The organism is Providencia sneebia DSM 19967 (assembly GCF_000314895.2).
Taxonomy (GTDB): domain Bacteria; phylum Pseudomonadota; class Gammaproteobacteria; order Enterobacterales; family Enterobacteriaceae; genus Providencia; species Providencia sneebia.
The window spans coordinates 2,439,358-2,454,855 of sequence record NZ_CM001773.1 but is presented as its reverse complement, the minus strand read 5'-3'; the positions used below and the strand labels follow the sequence as shown (position 1 = coordinate 2,454,855).

Sequence of the window (15,498 nt, the reverse complement as noted above, 5' to 3'; positions counted from 1 at the left end):
AATTTAGGGAATTTTAATGGCAACATTATTGCAAAAATCGAAGGTTATGAAGGTTGCTGGCCTGTCACTTGTTGTGTTACTGGCAGCCTGCTCCAGCGATCAGCGCTATAAACGTCAGGTTAGTGGTAACGAGGAGTATCTCGATGCCACGCCATTGAAAGTGTTGAATGTACCTCAGGGAATGACATTACCATTGCAAAATGGCGAGTATGATATCCCTAAAGTCACCTCATCAGGCCCAGTAGGTAAAGCACTTGATATTCGTCCTCCTGTTTTGACGATTTCGCAATTATCAGGTTCACGTACTGAAGATAGCGCTGAAGCAAGCCGTTTGTTGCTTGAAAATACACCTGAAAATAGTGCTTTATGGTCGCAAGTTGTGATGATTTTGGAACAACGTAATATTCCGGTCTCGTCAAAAGATGATGGATCGCATTCAATTGAAACAGATTGGGTACAATGGGAACGTGCCGATGAAGATGTTCAATTAGAAAGCCGCCACAAAGTTACCGTACAGCCAATGAATGGCATGATTGCACTGACAGTAACGAATTTAGGCATGCGTCAAGGTACGGAAACAGTAACTGACCAAGCTGAAATCCAACGCTATAACAAACTGTTATTAAATGAATTAACTGACAATTTATATGCATTGCGTGATACTTCGAACAAAAATAGTATCCAAAGTGCTTATGGTATTATTGATGTACAATCAGGCAGTGATTCTGTTGGTTTACCAGTTGTGATTGTGCGTGCACCATTTGATGCCGTTTGGGAACGTTTACCGCATACATTAGAAACAGTTGGAATGAAAGTTGGTGATCGCAGTCGTTCAACGGGTTCAGTTATGGTGACATACAAAGGTCTAAGTAGCTCTGAATGGCAAGCATTAGGTATAGATGATCCTTCCGTGCCAGAAGCCGACTACAAAATTCAAGTTGGTGATTTGAATAACCGCAGTAGTTTGCAGTTTATTAATACGAAAGGCACACCATTAACTCAAAAACAAAATGACGAAATGGTTGCTGCATTGAAAGCAGCTTTCAGTAAAGTAAGCAGTAAGTAATTTTAAAACTGTAAATCAGATAACCGCGGCTCAGATGAATGAGCTGCGGTTTTTTTATGTTTTTTAGAAAAATTCGTTAGTAAGGACTTCAATTGAATGGGTTAAGAAAGTTTAGCTAAATATCATCCGGAGTATTTTTAATTTCAATTTGCTATGTGGTGCATATTTTAAATTTGATTTAAGCCAATAAGGTTTTTCTAGGACAGATTTTTGATGGCTAAATGCTTTAAATCCATATTCACCATGATAATGACCCATCCCGCTATCTCCAACGCCACCAAATGGCATATTACTATTATAATCGTGTCATTAATACAGCCTCCACCAAATGAAATTTCATGGAGAAGTTTGGATTGAACCGCTTTACTCTTGGAAAATACATACAATGCAAGAGGCTTGGGTCTTTCTTTTATTTTTAAGATGACATCATTAAGATCGTTAAATTTTAAGACGGGAAGAATGGGGCCAAATATCTCTTCTTGCATACAACTATCTTGCCAATCAACATATTTTAAGATAGTTGGCTCAATGTAATTTTCAGATTCAATAATATTACCACCTAAAAAAAGTTTTTCCTGACACATCAATTTCTTAAGGCGTTGCACATTTTTTTCATTGATAATCCGAGTATAACTATCACTTTCTAACGGATTTTTTCCAACTATTTTGGGAACTTGCTGTTTTAATTCATTAAGAAATTCATCATAAACACTTGAATGAACTAGAAGATAATCAGGAGCAATACACGTTTGTCCTGCATTGAGATATTTACCCCAAGCAATTCTTTTAGCTGCTATTTTTAAATCAGCATCTTCAAAAACAAAACATGGGCTTTTGCCGCCTAGCTCCAAAAGTACGGGAGTTAAGTGTTCAGCTGCTGCTTTTGCCACGATTTTTCCAACAGTTGTGCTTCCTGTAAAACAGATTTTCCCATAAGGATAGGAGAGTAATTGCTGAGTTACTTCAACACCACCTTCAATAACGTGCAAATAGCCGGGTTCAAAATTATCATTAATGATTTTTGTTAATGCAGATGAAGTTTGAACAGGCAGTTCACTTGGTTTAATAATTGCAGTATTGCCCGCAGCAAGGGCTGCAATAAGTGGGGCAAGTGTTAATTGGTATGGATAATTCCAAGCACCAATAATAAGAGTGGTTCCATATGGCTCGGAAATAATAAAACTTTTACCGGGAAGGTTGGCAATATTTGTTTTAACTTTTAAAGGTTTTGCCCATTTATCCAAGTGTTTGATATAAGAATCAATATCATGATAAATCAGAGCTAACTCAGTAACATAAGTTTCAAATTTAGATTTTTTGACATCTTCATAAATAGCATCACAGAGAAGATTTTCATTTTCTTGAAGCACCATTTTAAGTTTTTTTAGCTGTTTTTTTCTAAAAGAAATATCTTTAGCTATTCCAGCATCAGCAAACTTTTTTTGTTGGAATACGACTTCTTCAATTGTGCTCATCAAATATTCCTTCTTTATTTTATAAGTTAAGCCATCTTGATTTTAAAACATGATTTCACAAGAGCGGTGTTGATCCATGATAGAGAAAATATAGCACAGTGAATTTTATTGAGAGGCTTTAAATTCTGTTGATATTGCGGTGAAGTTAAATATTGCTTAAACATAAATAGTATTCAATCAATTGAGATAATCATTTTTATCAATATGTAGGTTCTTGTCTAAGGAAGGAAGACATGATTTTTATAAAAGTCAGTAATCCGACTGTTTTTTATCTTTATCTCAGACAACTTGCAGAAGGATGAAAAAACTGTGTTTATCTTTAAGTAATCGTTTGCGTAAGGGGGCGAATTTTATTATCATGATGAGTAAGGATTGATAATATATTGAATATCAGCGAGTTAGCTGATTAGCTTATATAATAAGCTAACTTACTGAAACAGAGCAGAAAAGTAACAATGAATGTCGCTTTTAGCCGTTCTTCTGTTACTTATCTGAATCTGTAATTACGATTGCAGATTGATATCCTAATTGAATAATCACATCTCTGGAGTGTGTAAGATGCAAAAGAAAGCTGAGTTGTATCGTGGAAAGGCAAAAACAGTCTATACCACAGAGGACCCAAACCGTTTAATTCTGGAGTTCCGTAATAATACATCAGCACTCGATGGTGAGCGCATTGAACAGTTCGACCGTAAAGGGATGGTAAACAATAAGTTTAACCATTTTATTATGAGCAAGTTGGAAGAAGCGGGTATCCCAACGCAAATGGAAGCACTTTTATCTGATACTGAAGCATTGGTTAAAAAATTAGATATGGTGCCCGTTGAGTGTGTGATCCGTAACCGTGCAGCAGGTTCATTGGTTAAACGCTTAGGCGTAGAAGAAGGGATTATTTTAAATCCACCATTATTTGACCTATTTTTAAAAGATGATGCCAAACATGATCCAATGGTCAATGAATCTTATTGCGAGACATTTGGTTGGGTCAGCAAAGAGAATTTGGCAGAAATGAAACGTCTGAGCTACAAAGCAAATGAAGTGCTTTCTAAAATCTTTGATGATGCAGGTTTAATTCTGGTTGATTTTAAACTGGAGTTTGGGCTGTTTAACGGCAAAGTTGTGCTTGGTGATGAATTTTCACCAGATGGAAGCCGTTTATGGGACAAAGAAACATTGAATAAAATGGATAAAGACCGTTTTCGTCAAAGTTTAGGTGGCTTAATTGAAGCCTATGAGGAAGTTGCTCGCCGTATTGGTGTAGAATTGGATTAATTGCGCCAATTAAGAATCAGATTGTATTAATAAATAACTAAAGTGGGATAATGCTAAGGCTTATCCCACTTTATGTTTTACACCTATAATTTTATTAAAAGGGCCGTATTTACACTACAGCCCATCACCGATACGGCTATGGTTGTATATTTGTATATATAGTTAAAATATATCGGTAAACAATACGTTAGGGCATATTATTAAGGCGTATAGTATTGAACACCAATTTTAATTAAATCCCGCCCTTGAGATTTACGGTGCTTATTGGTATCTCTTAATGAATAAATACAGCCGCAATATTCTTGTTGGTAGAATTGTTCCCGTTTGCTGATTTCAATCATTCGAGCTGAACCGCCTTTTTTACGCCAGTTATAATCCCAATAAACCATGTTTGGGTAAGGTGCAACAGCACGAGCGCCACAATCATTGATTTGCTGCATATTTTTCCATCTTGAAATACCGAGCGAGCTAGAGATAACGGAAAATCCATTTTCAGCGGCATATAATGCTGTTCTTTCAAAGCGCATATCAAAACACATGGTACAGCGTACGCCACGCTCGGGTTCTTGCTCCATCCCTTTAGCGCGTTCAAACCAATTATCGGTATCGTAATCTGCATCAACAAATGGGATATTATGCTTTTGCGCAAAACGAATATTTTCTTCTTTGCGAATTAAATATTCTCTTTTTGGATGAATGTTAGGATTATAAAAGAATATTGTATAATTAATGCCAGAAGCTTGCAGCGCTTCCATTACCTCGCCAGAACAAGGGGCGCAACAAGAGTGAAGAAGTAATTTATCCGCATTATCTGGTAGTGTAAGTTGTTCTCTTAACATAATTTATTGATACTCTGACCGTCAATTTTCTTATGTTAATTATAAATAAACAATTTGGAAATGGTAGGTTAATATTTTCATTAACGTAAAAATGATGAATATTTGTAGATAGGATATTGATCAATAGAATTTCTCATTGAGATTAAATTCACGTCATGAATGATTCGGTGGTTAATTTATCATGAAGATATAAATTGTTGTATAACGTTATATTTAAGCTACGAAAAAATACTTTTTTAGCATTAACCTTATCTTAATTATGCTTTCTAAGCATACCAAATATTTTTCTCTATGTTGTTTAAATAATGATAAGGCGGGGGAATGAAATTTAGGTATCATTTAATATAGTGATAAATAATATCGTGATAAAGTTGGCTGCAAAGGTGCAATTGAATAAAAATAACTGATAATCTTTTGTGGTTTGCATTTTAAATGATAATCAAATTAATTGCTTGGTGATACAGAGGTAACAATGCGTTGGCAAAATCGTCGTCGTAGCGACAATATTGAAGATAGAAGGTCGAATAATTCATCCGGTGGTTTTCGCCCAGCGGGTGGAGGAATGCGTCTACCACTTCGCGGTAAAAGTGGGATTGTGATCCTCATTGTTATTGTTGTTGCCGGGTATTATGGTGTTGATTTATCTGGATTAATTACAGGTGAACCGCTTGGAACAACGAGCCAGCAGCAACAACAACAAAAACGACAAATAACGCCTCAAGAACAACAACTTGCTGATTTTACTTCCGTTATGTTGGCATCTACCGAAGATGTGTGGCAAAACGAGTTTAAACAGATGGGAAAAGTTTACCAAAAACCGACTTTAGTTATTTATCGGAATGGCACGACGACCGCGTGCGGTCAAGGTCAATCATTTATGGGACCATTTTATTGCCCTGGTGATAATAAGGTCTATATCGACCTGTCATTTTATAATGATATGAAAACAAAACTAGGGGCAGGTGGTGAGTTTGCACAAGGTTATGTTGTTGCTCACGAAATTGGACATCATGTCCAACACTTATTAGGTATTGAGCAACAAGTAAGAAAGTTACAGCGTACATCAAATCAAAAAGAAGCGAATAAACTTTCAGTGAAGTTAGAGTTGCAAGCTGACTGCTTTGCAGGTGTTTGGGGACACTACATGGATAAAGAAGGCATTTTGGAGAATGGTGACCTGCAATCTGCGTTGAATGCCGCGCAAGCTATTGGCGATGATAGATTACAACAACAAAGCCAAGGGCGAGTTGTTCCAGATAGCTTTACACATGGTACATCAGAGCAGCGCTATTTTTGGTTTAAAAAAGGCTTTGATACAGGTGATATCAACAGTTGTAATACCTTTAAAAGTTAGTCAATTATTTTTATAACAACTGAAAATCTGTTAACCAATTGATAGTATTTGTGTTTGCTTCTTGTTGAGTAAGCCAATAACATTAGCCTCTAAATTTACGTCTAGCTGATTATGTTGGTTATTCAGCTAGTTTTACAGGAATATTTATGAGTAACGTCGATCCTACCTTGATTATCTTATTAGTTTTAGCGGGTCTTGGCATCATTAGCCATAATATGACAGTTACGTTAGCTATGTTATTTCTATTGGTTGTACGAATTACTCCCTTAAATAACTATTTCCCGTGGGTAGAAAAATATGGGCTAACAGTGGGCATCCTCATATTAACGATTGGTGTTATGGCACCAATAGCCAGCGGAAAAATTTCATCGCATGATGTTTTAAGTTCATTTCTAAATTGGAAATCTATTCTTGCCATTGTGATTGGGATTACTGTTTCTTGGCTGGGAAGTCGGGGGGTGGCATTAATGTCTAATCAACCTTCAACTGTTGCAGGGCTTCTGGTGGGAACTGTCATTGGTGTTGCTCTTTTCCGCGGTGTGCCGGTTGGGCCATTAATTGCAGCAGGGATATTATCATTACTTATTGGTAAATCTTAACCAAGGTATGGCGATTCCATTATCAACGATTTGTGATCAACTGAGTTATTTGGGGTTTCGGCGTTTGTTGGTTTTATCGGGTGAAACACCATGGATTGATCAGCAACTTGTCTGTATAAAACAGCAAATTCAGGGTGATTGGATCACAATTTCATCCCGCATTACAGGCGCTATTATTGAAAGTAAAACGCATCTGTTACTTGGCAGAGAGTTTTTTCATGCTATTTTTGATGCAACTGAAGGTTTCCACAGTGAAGCATTGGCGAGATTGGCAGGCACATTAAAAGCCGGGAGCTTGCTGGTACTGTGTACGCCACCGCAAAAGAGTTGGCCAATAACCCCCGATAAGGACAGTCTGCGCTGGAATGAACAGCATGGGATGATCCCAACACCAAATTTTGTTCATCACTTACAAAAGTCATTTCAATCTGACAGTAATATTTTAATGTGGGAGCAAGGTAATCTGCCAGAATGGACTTTGTTACCTGAACAACAAGCTTGGCAGCCACCTTTAGGGCTAGCTACACCCGCTCAGCAGCAAGCATTGAATCAATTATTATCAGCAAAACAAGGGGTTTGGGGCATTATTGCGCAAAGGGGCCGAGGAAAGTCGACGCTGGCGGGAATGCTACTCCAGCAATGGGAAGGTGAATGTTGGTGCTGTGCACCTGCAAAAGTTTCAACGGTTATGATTGAACAGCAAGCCGGGAAACCACTGGATTTTCGCTCTCCTGATGAACTTTTACGTTTATGTGCAAGTGGAGCAGCAATAACGGCGGATTGGCTCATTATTGATGAAGCTGCCGCAATTCCAACTTATCTATTACGACAAATTATTGCTTATTTCCCGCGAGTGTTAATGACTACCACAGTGGATGGCTATGAAGGCACAGGGCGCGGTTTCCTCAGTAAATTTTGTCATCAATTGGCTGATTTTACTAAAATTGAATTATCAGAGCCTATTCGCTGGGCTAAAAACGATCCTCTTGAAAATTGGTTAGATCAAGCATTATTACTCAAAGACTTTGAAAACCATGATAATCAGCAAACTCAATGGCAAATCACGCCAGTTACGCAGCAACAGCTGGCAAATGATGCTAAGGTTCTGCAAGCTTTTTATGGTTTGTTGACGAGTGCTCACTATAGAACATCACCGCTAGATTTGCGCCGATTGTTAGATGCAAAAGGCCAATCATTTATGGCAGCTAAATCATGTGGACAGTTTATTGGTGCTCTGTGGATGGTCGAAGAAGGTGGACTTGAGTCGGATTTATGCTGGCAAATTTGGGCGGGTTTACGCCGACCAAGAGGAAATCTTGTCGCTCAATCACTTGCTGCTCATCATTATTTTCCGTGTGCAGCTTTGATGAAATCACAACGAGTAATGCGCATTGCCGTAAGTGAAAAATCTCGACGACAAAAAATTGGCAAACAGCTGATAGAAGCACAAAAAGCCAGCGCTAAATTGGCGAACTTAGATTATTTGTCTGTCAGTTTTGGCCTCACGCCTGAATTATTAAATTTTTGGTTAAAAATGGGGTTTCAATTAGTGCGCATTGGCGAACATTTAGAAGCTAGCAGCGGTTGTTATACTGCGATGGCCTTGATGCCTTTATCAGCAAAAGCAGAGAGTTTGTGCGAACGCGCGAAATTATTGTTAGCTCGTGATCTCTTTTGGCGTAATGATATTAACATTTTTAATTTGAAAACGAATAATCTGCAAGATTTAAGCGCTGAAGATTGGTTTGAGTTGATTGGGTTTGGTTTATATAGCCGCACTCTTGCGGCAAGCGGCGCGGCTATACAAAGATTATTAATGCAAGAAGAAAACGGATTAATGTTACTTCGCCTCCATTTTCAACAACAAGTTTCTATTGAAGATCTTTGCCAGAAAATGGGGCTGACAGGCCAAAAGCAGTGGCTGAAATGTGCAAGAGCGGAAATTCGCGAAATTGTTGAGTGTGATTTTCCGGAGTTAGTTGAGCAAATCGCTCAAAAAATTACTATTTCTTATCCTTAGGCCAATCATCTTCGTCATCCCAAAGATGGTTATTATCTTGATGAGGTGGCAGCTCAGGTTTATTCTCTAAATACTTTTTATGATCCACTTTCATCATATCTTTGATGGAGTTCCAGATAATACCGACTAAAACCAGCAAAATCACCCACCAATAATCCGCTAACCAATGCATATTTGACCTTTTATATTTGCTAATATACGGGAATTATACGCCAATCCAGTTAAGTTGCATGTAATAGATGCTATGAATGTATTGCGATGACCAATATGAAGAGGTAATTAGGTAGCGGTTAGCATGAACCATAACAAATAAATATTGAAATTCTGAGTATGAATGTTAAAACATTAAATCATTTTTTGAGTCGGTAAAGAGGCCAATTGTGGGCATAAAAAAGGGATTTTTAATCATTGTTGGCTGGTTAGCCGTCATATTGGCCTTTTTAGGTGTGGTCTTGCCCGTTTTACCAACAACGCCATTTTTATTATTGGCGGCATGGTGTTTTTCGCGTTCATCACCTCGTTTTCATCATTGGTTACTTTATCAGTCTTGGTTTGGGCCCTATATTCGCCACTGGCAAACTTACAAAGGGCTGCCTAAAGGTGCAAAACCTAAAGCAATCATTGTGATATTACTGACATTTTCAATATCTATTTGGGTAGTGAATTATTTGTGGCTAAAAATAGGTCTATTTATTTTATTGTGTTGGTTGTTGATTTTTATGTCTCGTTTGCCTGTCGTTGATAAACCAATAGAAAGCAAAACTAAGTAAAAAATAAGTGGAATAACGCGCCAATAAAGGCGCATTATAGATTATCTAGGTAATTGAATATAATGATTAAAAACATAATCTAAATTATCTAATAGCCAATTTTTACCTAAGATGTCTTCTTGTTCTAAAACTGATTTAATCACTTCTGGAGTGAGTTGTTGCTCTGCTTCATGAGAAAGTGGCCAATAGCTGATATGCCAAGGCTCATAAGCGACACCCGCATCTTTTGCTGTAAATGGGCGGTAAAAATCATAAGTGGCCATGTTATCACTTAGCCAATGATTCAGCTCAGAAAAGTAACCGCCATCTTCATATTCCCAAGGTTCTAATTGCAATGATTTCCCTTCAGGAAGTCGTAGTGGGTCATAAATATCAATTTCTGTTCCCCAATGATGGCGACTTGCCCCTGGTAATGCTGACCAATGCAAAATAGCCTCACAAAGTTGACCTTCATTGAGTTTATTTATCTCTAATGGCTGGCTATTTTTATCGAGAACAGGGCGTTTCCCAGCTAATTTTTCATTCCAAATTAATTGCTGGCGTGAAAAATCTCGAAAAGCGCTTGCTGACTGCAATTTAAAGCCCGCTCGAGCAGCAGCTTGTTGCATTGCTAAAAATGCTTTGGTGGCATTAAATTGTAGCCGATGATTTCCACCTAATGTAACAAGATGGTCGGTTGAGCGGCCAGTCAGCATTTCAATTGAAATCATAACAACAGTAACTCCATGACTCGTTCATAAATTAAGGCAAGTTGTTGGAGATCATCCACCTTAACGCATTCATCAACTTTATGGATCGTGGCATTTAGCGGACCTAATTCAATAACTTGTGCCCCCATTTGAGCAATAAAACGCCCATCTGAAGTTCCGCCACTGGTCGATAATTCAGTTGTTAGAGTTGTTTTTTCTTTAATGGCTTGAATAGTCGCATCGACCAATTTTCCTTTTGGCGTGAGAAAAGGTTGTCCAGAAAGAGCCCATTTTAATTGGTATTTAAGGTTGTGGCGTTCAAGTAAGGTTTCAACTTGTTCACGGATCAATGTATCCGTTACTTCAGTACTGAATCGGAAATTAAATTGAATAAATAATTCACCGGGGATGACATTACTGGCACCTGTACCTGCATGAATATTGGCAATTTGCATGCTTGTTGCAGGGAAAAATTTATTGCCTTGATCCCACTGAATATTGGTGAGTTCTTGTAAAAATGCAGTTGCTCGATGGACTGGGTTATCGGCTAGATGCGGATAGGCAACATGACCTTGTGTGCCTAAAATAGTTAAATTCGCAGTGAGTGAACCTCTTCGGCCATTTTTAACAATATCCCCTAATTGTGCTTGACTGGATGGTTCACCGACTAAACAGTAATCTAAACGCTCATTGCGCTTCATTAATGTTTCAACAACTTTCACGGTTCCGTGAGTCGCATCAGCCTCTTCATCCGATGTGATCAGAAAGGCGAGTCTGCCCTGATGGTCGGGATGTTTTTCGACAAAACGTTCTGCTGCAACAACCATTGCCGCGACTGAGCCTTTCATGTCAGCAGCACCACGACCATAGAGATGTTGATTAATGATAGTGGGTGTAAAAGGGGGAGTTTGCCATTTTGCTGGATCGCCAGCCGGAACAACATCGGTATGCCCCGCAAAGGCTAAGGTTTCGCCATCTTTAGCACCATGATATGCCCAAAAATTGAGCGTGTCACCAAAAGGCATTTGTTCAACAGTAAAACCTAGTTTTTCTAAACGCTCAGTCAGTAATGCCTGACATCCTTGGTCATCAGGGCTAATTGATGGGCGCGAAATCAATTCTTGAGCAAGTTGTATGACCGGACAATTCATTTAATATTCCTGCTTATTATTTATTTTGTGAATTGATTGTATTCATCAATAGAAAAACCAACCAGATAGCAGCCATCAGATGAAACAAGGATAGGGCGTTTGATCATTGCGGGTTCAGCTAATAATATTTTTGTTGCACTCGCTGCATCAACAACGGCATTTTTTTCACTGTCGCTCAATTTTCTCCATGTTGTACCTCTTTTATTGACGAGAACTTCCCACCCAAGCTTTTCAATAAATTGAGATAATAGTGCATCATCAATTCCATCTACACGGTAATCATGGAATTTGTAGTCAATTCCATTATCTTCTAAGTAACGACGTGCTTTTTTGATGGTGTCACAGTTTTTAATACCATACATGATATAAGAAGGAGATGTATTCGACATGAAGATTTCCTTTGCTGACTATAGAGTTAGCTATACATAATGCGTGAAAAATCGGTCATGATCCATACCTTGTTGTATTTGTTTTTTGATAAATTAACTTAAACTGTATGTATATGTTTCAATATTATATTGATGTCTGAATTCTGTATAATATTCACTCTTGATTGATTACATAATTAATTTAGTTATAAATAATAATTATAAATATTTAAAAACTATTTAAAGTGATATTGTGATTATTTAAATCATTATTCAATTAGATAAGTTTTTTGCTTCCATATAAATTAAGCTTGCCTGTAAACGTGAACGAACATTTAATTTTTTAAGTAAATTTCGAATATGAACTTTGACGGTTTCTTCTGATATGAAAAGTAATTTAGAGATTTCCTTATTTTTTAACCCCATTGACATTTTATGTAATATTTCCTGTTCACGACGCGTTAAAGAGGATAAAGGATCTTGGTTTTTATGTCGATTAAGTAGACATTGATAAACTTTTTCACTGAAAACATGGTGTCCTTCAGAGGCTTTTTTGACACTGTTCATCAACATATCAAGATCACTGCTTTTTAATAGATAGCCGTGCGCCCCAGCATCCATCGCACCATAAATATCTGTGATTATTGCCGATAATGAGAGGACAAGTAAGTATGATTGCGAGCAGCGTTTACGAAGTGACCTGATTGTTTCAAAGGTTTTGATTCCGCGAATGTGGGTATCTATCACGATTAAATTGGGCTGTAATTCATTCGCGATATGTAATGCTTCTGAGCAATGACAACTTTCCGCTGTGACTTCAAAATGCGCATCTTGAGTGATGAGTTGACGTAGACCATAGCGATAAATGGGTTGCTCATCAATAATCATGACGGAATGCATAGACATAATGGGTTCCTTTATATGTCAGAAGATTTCATTAACTCACTACATACGAATTTACTTATCAATAAAAAATAATACAGTCTAGGTAAATATTATTATAAATTAAGAATATTTATAATGACTTACTTTAATTAACACTTATTATAAAGTCATAAGATAGATAAACAGCAAGACACAATAAACTGAATTAGCCACAATTAAAATTATCAAAGTCAATTATATTAATACACATTATTTTAATGTATTAATTCTTATCTTGATCATTATTGCAGAAAGTTATTTAAATATAAGACGCGTATCCCGTTGAACACATTCTGCATTATCATGCTGGTTTTACAGTCAATGAGTCACAATAAATATCCTGTAACTGATAGAATTTTCTAGAATTTGTAGGGGTGATCATGATTTGATTGTTTGATATGTTTATACTAGAGAGTTGTTGGAGTTTGGGAAGATTTTTGTTTAAAGTGACAAGAAACCTGTAATCTTTAGATTGACTTGCTGAGTCATTTTTAGCCAACATTATGTTAGATATGCGCTAACATTTATCTTGTTTCCAGGTGAAAATATTATCATGGCTGCACTGCAAGTATGGAAGATGCACAGCCCCAACGACAACGTTTACCCTACCTACTTTTTGAAAGGACTTGATGATGGATGATAAATTAAAACAAAGTGCTCTTGATTTTCATGAGTTTCCTCATCCAGGAAAAATAACAGTAACACCAACTAAGCCACTAACCACACAACGCGATTTAGCGCTTGCTTATTCCCCTGGTGTTGCGGTTCCCTGCTTAGAAATTGCCGCAGACCCACTTAAAGCATACCGTTACACAGCCAAAGGAAATTTAGTTGGTGTCATTTCAAACGGAACTGCTGTTTTAGGTTTAGGGAATATTGGTGCCTTAGCCGGGAAACCTGTCATGGAAGGGAAAGGGGTGCTATTTAAAAAATTCTCTGGCATTGATGTCTTTGATATCGAAGTTGATGAAACGGATCCTGATAAACTTATTGAGATAATTGCCTCTTTAGAACCCACTTTTGGTGGTATTAACTTAGAAGATATTAAAGCACCAGAGTGTTTCTATATTGAGAAAAAACTGCGCGAGAAAATGAATATTCCTGTATTTCATGATGACCAACATGGTACAGCAATTATTTGTACGGCAGCAGTGATCAATGGCTTACGTATTGTTAATAAAGATATTAGTGATGTTCGCTTAGTTGTTTCTGGTGCGGGTGCCGCATCTATTGCTTGTATGAATCTATTAGTTGCGTTAGGTCTAAAACGTGAAAATATCACGGTATGTGATTCTAAAGGTGTCATCTATAAAGGTCGCGATGACAAAATGGATGAAACGAAACAAGCCTATGCAATTGAAGATAATGGCTCAAGAACACTCGCCGATGCTATTCCGAATGCAGATATTTTCCTAGGTTGTTCAAGTGCGGGTGTATTAACCCAAGACATGGTGAAAACCATGGCGAAAGACCCACTCATTCTTGCATTGGCAAACCCTGATCCGGAAATTCTACCGCCGTTGGCGAAAGAAGTTCGTCCTGATGCAATCATTTGTACAGGTCGCTCTGATTATCCTAACCAAGTGAATAATGTATTGTGTTTCCCATTCATTTTCCGCGGCGCATTAGATGTTGGCGCAACAACGATTAACGAAGAGATGAAATTGGCTTGCGTTTATGCAATTGCTGATTTGGCTCTAGCAGAGCAAAGTGAAGAAGTTGCTTCAGCCTATGGCGATCAGGATTTATTCTTTGGTCCTGAATATATTATTCCGAAGCCTTTTGACCCAAGACTGATTGTCAAAATTGCCCCAGCAGTAGCAAAAGCAGCAATGGATTCAGGGGTTGCAACACGCCCAATTACTGATTTTGATGCCTATATCGAAAAATTGAATCAATTTGTTTATAAAACAAACTTATTCATGAAACCTATTTTCTCTCAAGCTAAAAAAGAGAAAAAACGAATTGTATTGGCAGAAGGTGAAGAAGAGCGCGTACTACATGCAACACAAGAAATAGTTTCTCTTGGTCTCGCTTTCCCAATTCTGATTGGTCGCCCAAATGTTATTGAAATGCGTATCCAAAAACTAGGATTGCATCTTGAGCAGGGTAAAGATTTCGAAGTTGTGAACAACGAAAACGATCCTCGTTTTAAAGAATATTGGCAAGAGTATTATCAAATTATGAAGCGCCGTGGTGTGTCACAAGAAATGGCACGACGTGATGTTATTGGTAATCCAACATTAATTGGCGGCATCATGGTTTTACGTGGTGAAGCGGATGGCATGATTTGCGGGACAATTGGCAGTTACAGTGAACATTACGATTTTATAAAAAATCTATTTGGTTTCCGTGATGGTGTACATGCAGCTGGTGCAATGAACGCGCTTTTACTGCCAACAGGTAATACTTTTATTGCTGATACTTATGTAAACGAAGATCCTACACCAGAAGAATTAGCAGAAATTACTTTAATGGCCGCAGATACAGTACGTCGTTTTGGTATTGAACCTAAAGTTGCTTTGCTATCTCGTTCAAGTTTCGGGTCGTCCGGATGCCACTCCGCGCAAAAAATGCGTGATGCTCTTGCTTTGATTCAAGAGAGAGCACCACATCTTGAAATTGATGGTGAAATGCATGCTGATGCGGCGCTTGTGGAGTCTATTCGCAAAGACGTAATGCCAGATAGCCCGTTGAAAGGTGCAGCTAACTTGTTAATTATGCCAAATATGGAAGCGGCTCGAATTAGCTACAACTTGCTAAGGGTTACCAGTTCAGATGGTGTAACAGTAGGGCCAGTGCTAATGGGCGTGTCAAAACCTGTCCATATTTTAACTGCAATTGCCTCTGTTCGCCGTATCGTGAATATGGTTGCTTTAGCAGCAGTGGAAGCACAGACACATCCATTGTAAATTTAAAATATATTTAATGATTTGATATAAGGCCTCTAAATTTAAAGTTTGGAGGCTTT

General features: G+C 37.8%; 14 protein-coding genes. 7 read left to right on the top strand and 7 right to left on the bottom strand.

Annotated elements, in window-relative coordinates; all coding sequences use genetic code 11:
* The first annotated feature begins 16 nt into the window (after nt 1–16).
* Nucleotides 17–1,066, top strand: coding sequence for an outer membrane protein assembly factor BamC (gene bamC / locus OO7_RS10165; protein ID WP_008915866.1), 1,050 nt, complete (start codon nt 17–19; stop codon nt 1,064–1,066).
* Nucleotides 1,067–1,263: 197 nt separating this feature from the next.
* On the opposite strand, the gene OO7_RS10160 is transcribed toward bamC, so the two are convergent.
* A complete protein-coding gene (locus OO7_RS10160; RefSeq protein WP_008915865.1) occupies nt 1,264–2,541 on the bottom strand; it encodes an aldehyde dehydrogenase family protein in 1,278 nt (425 codons plus the stop codon).
* 558 nt (nt 2,542–3,099) lie between these two features.
* Between OO7_RS10160 and purC the strand changes: the two genes are divergently transcribed.
* Nucleotides 3,100–3,813: a phosphoribosylaminoimidazolesuccinocarboxamide synthase gene (gene purC / locus OO7_RS10155; RefSeq protein WP_008915864.1), complete on the top strand. Its 714-nt coding sequence runs from the start codon at nt 3,100–3,102 to the stop codon at nt 3,811–3,813.
* Between the two features lie 200 nt (nt 3,814–4,013).
* Here purC and OO7_RS10150 read toward each other — a convergent pair whose 3' ends face one another.
* Nucleotides 4,014–4,652, bottom strand: a complete 639-nt coding sequence (locus OO7_RS10150; RefSeq protein ID WP_043892696.1) for an epoxyqueuosine reductase QueH — start codon at nt 4,650–4,652, stop codon at nt 4,014–4,016.
* A 472-nt stretch (nt 4,653–5,124) separates the two neighbouring features.
* On the opposite strand from OO7_RS10150, the gene ypfJ reads away from it, so the two are divergent.
* The 3 genes from ypfJ (at nt 5,125) to OO7_RS10135 (ending at nt 8,625) form a co-directional block, all read left to right on the top strand.
* Nucleotides 5,125–6,006, top strand: coding sequence for a KPN_02809 family neutral zinc metallopeptidase (gene ypfJ, locus OO7_RS10145; protein WP_008915862.1), 882 nt, complete (start codon nt 5,125–5,127; stop codon nt 6,004–6,006).
* 146 nt (nt 6,007–6,152) lie between these two features.
* The gene (locus OO7_RS10140) at nt 6,153–6,605 is read left to right on the top strand and encodes a DUF441 domain-containing protein (RefSeq protein ID WP_008915861.1); all 453 of its coding nucleotides are present in this window, start codon (nt 6,153–6,155) and stop codon (nt 6,603–6,605) included.
* Nucleotides 6,592–8,625: a tRNA(Met) cytidine acetyltransferase TmcA gene (locus OO7_RS10135; RefSeq protein WP_008915860.1), complete on the top strand. Its 2,034-nt coding sequence runs from the start codon at nt 6,592–6,594 to the stop codon at nt 8,623–8,625. Before OO7_RS10140 ends, OO7_RS10135 begins: the two co-directional genes overlap by 14 nt.
* Here the strand turns inward: OO7_RS10135 and OO7_RS10130 are convergent.
* Entirely contained in the window at nt 8,609–8,797 is a 189-nt protein-coding gene (locus OO7_RS10130) for a YpfN family protein (RefSeq protein ID WP_008915859.1), read from the bottom strand. The genes OO7_RS10135 and OO7_RS10130 overlap by 17 nt on opposite strands.
* Nucleotides 8,798–9,011: 214 nt before the next feature.
* Here OO7_RS10130 and OO7_RS10125 point away from each other — a divergent pair, with 214 nt between their 5' ends.
* Nucleotides 9,012–9,395 carry a DUF454 family protein gene (locus tag OO7_RS10125; RefSeq protein ID WP_043892857.1) on the top strand — a complete coding sequence of 128 codons (384 nt, stop codon included), beginning with the start codon at nt 9,012–9,014 and terminating at the stop codon, nt 9,393–9,395.
* 41 nt (nt 9,396–9,436) lie between these two features.
* Here the strand turns inward: OO7_RS10125 and OO7_RS10120 are convergent, their stop codons facing one another.
* The 4 genes from OO7_RS10120 to OO7_RS10105 all read right to left on the bottom strand — a co-directional run bounded on the left by OO7_RS10120 (nt 9,437) and on the right by OO7_RS10105 (nt 12,509).
* The gene (locus OO7_RS10120; protein WP_008915857.1) at nt 9,437–10,105 is read right to left on the bottom strand and encodes a M15 family metallopeptidase; all 669 of its coding nucleotides are present in this window, start codon (nt 10,103–10,105) and stop codon (nt 9,437–9,439) included.
* Nucleotides 10,102–11,235, bottom strand: a complete 1,134-nt coding sequence (gene dapE / locus OO7_RS10115) for a succinyl-diaminopimelate desuccinylase (protein ID WP_008915856.1) — start codon at nt 11,233–11,235, stop codon at nt 10,102–10,104. Before dapE ends, OO7_RS10120 begins: the two co-directional genes overlap by 4 nt.
* 20 nt (nt 11,236–11,255) lie before the next feature.
* Nucleotides 11,256–11,624, bottom strand: a complete 369-nt coding sequence (locus OO7_RS10110) for an ArsC family reductase (RefSeq protein WP_008915855.1) — start codon at nt 11,622–11,624, stop codon at nt 11,256–11,258.
* Nucleotides 11,625–11,876: 252 nt separating this feature from the next.
* Nucleotides 11,877–12,509, bottom strand: a complete 633-nt coding sequence (locus OO7_RS10105) for a LuxR C-terminal-related transcriptional regulator (RefSeq protein ID WP_008915854.1) — start codon at nt 12,507–12,509, stop codon at nt 11,877–11,879.
* 650 nt (nt 12,510–13,159) lie between these two features.
* Between OO7_RS10105 and maeB the strand changes: the two genes are divergently transcribed.
* Nucleotides 13,160–15,439: an NADP-dependent oxaloacetate-decarboxylating malate dehydrogenase gene (gene maeB / locus OO7_RS10100; RefSeq protein WP_008915853.1), complete on the top strand. Its 2,280-nt coding sequence runs from the start codon at nt 13,160–13,162 to the stop codon at nt 15,437–15,439.
* Nucleotides 15,440–15,498: the final 59 nt, after the last annotated feature.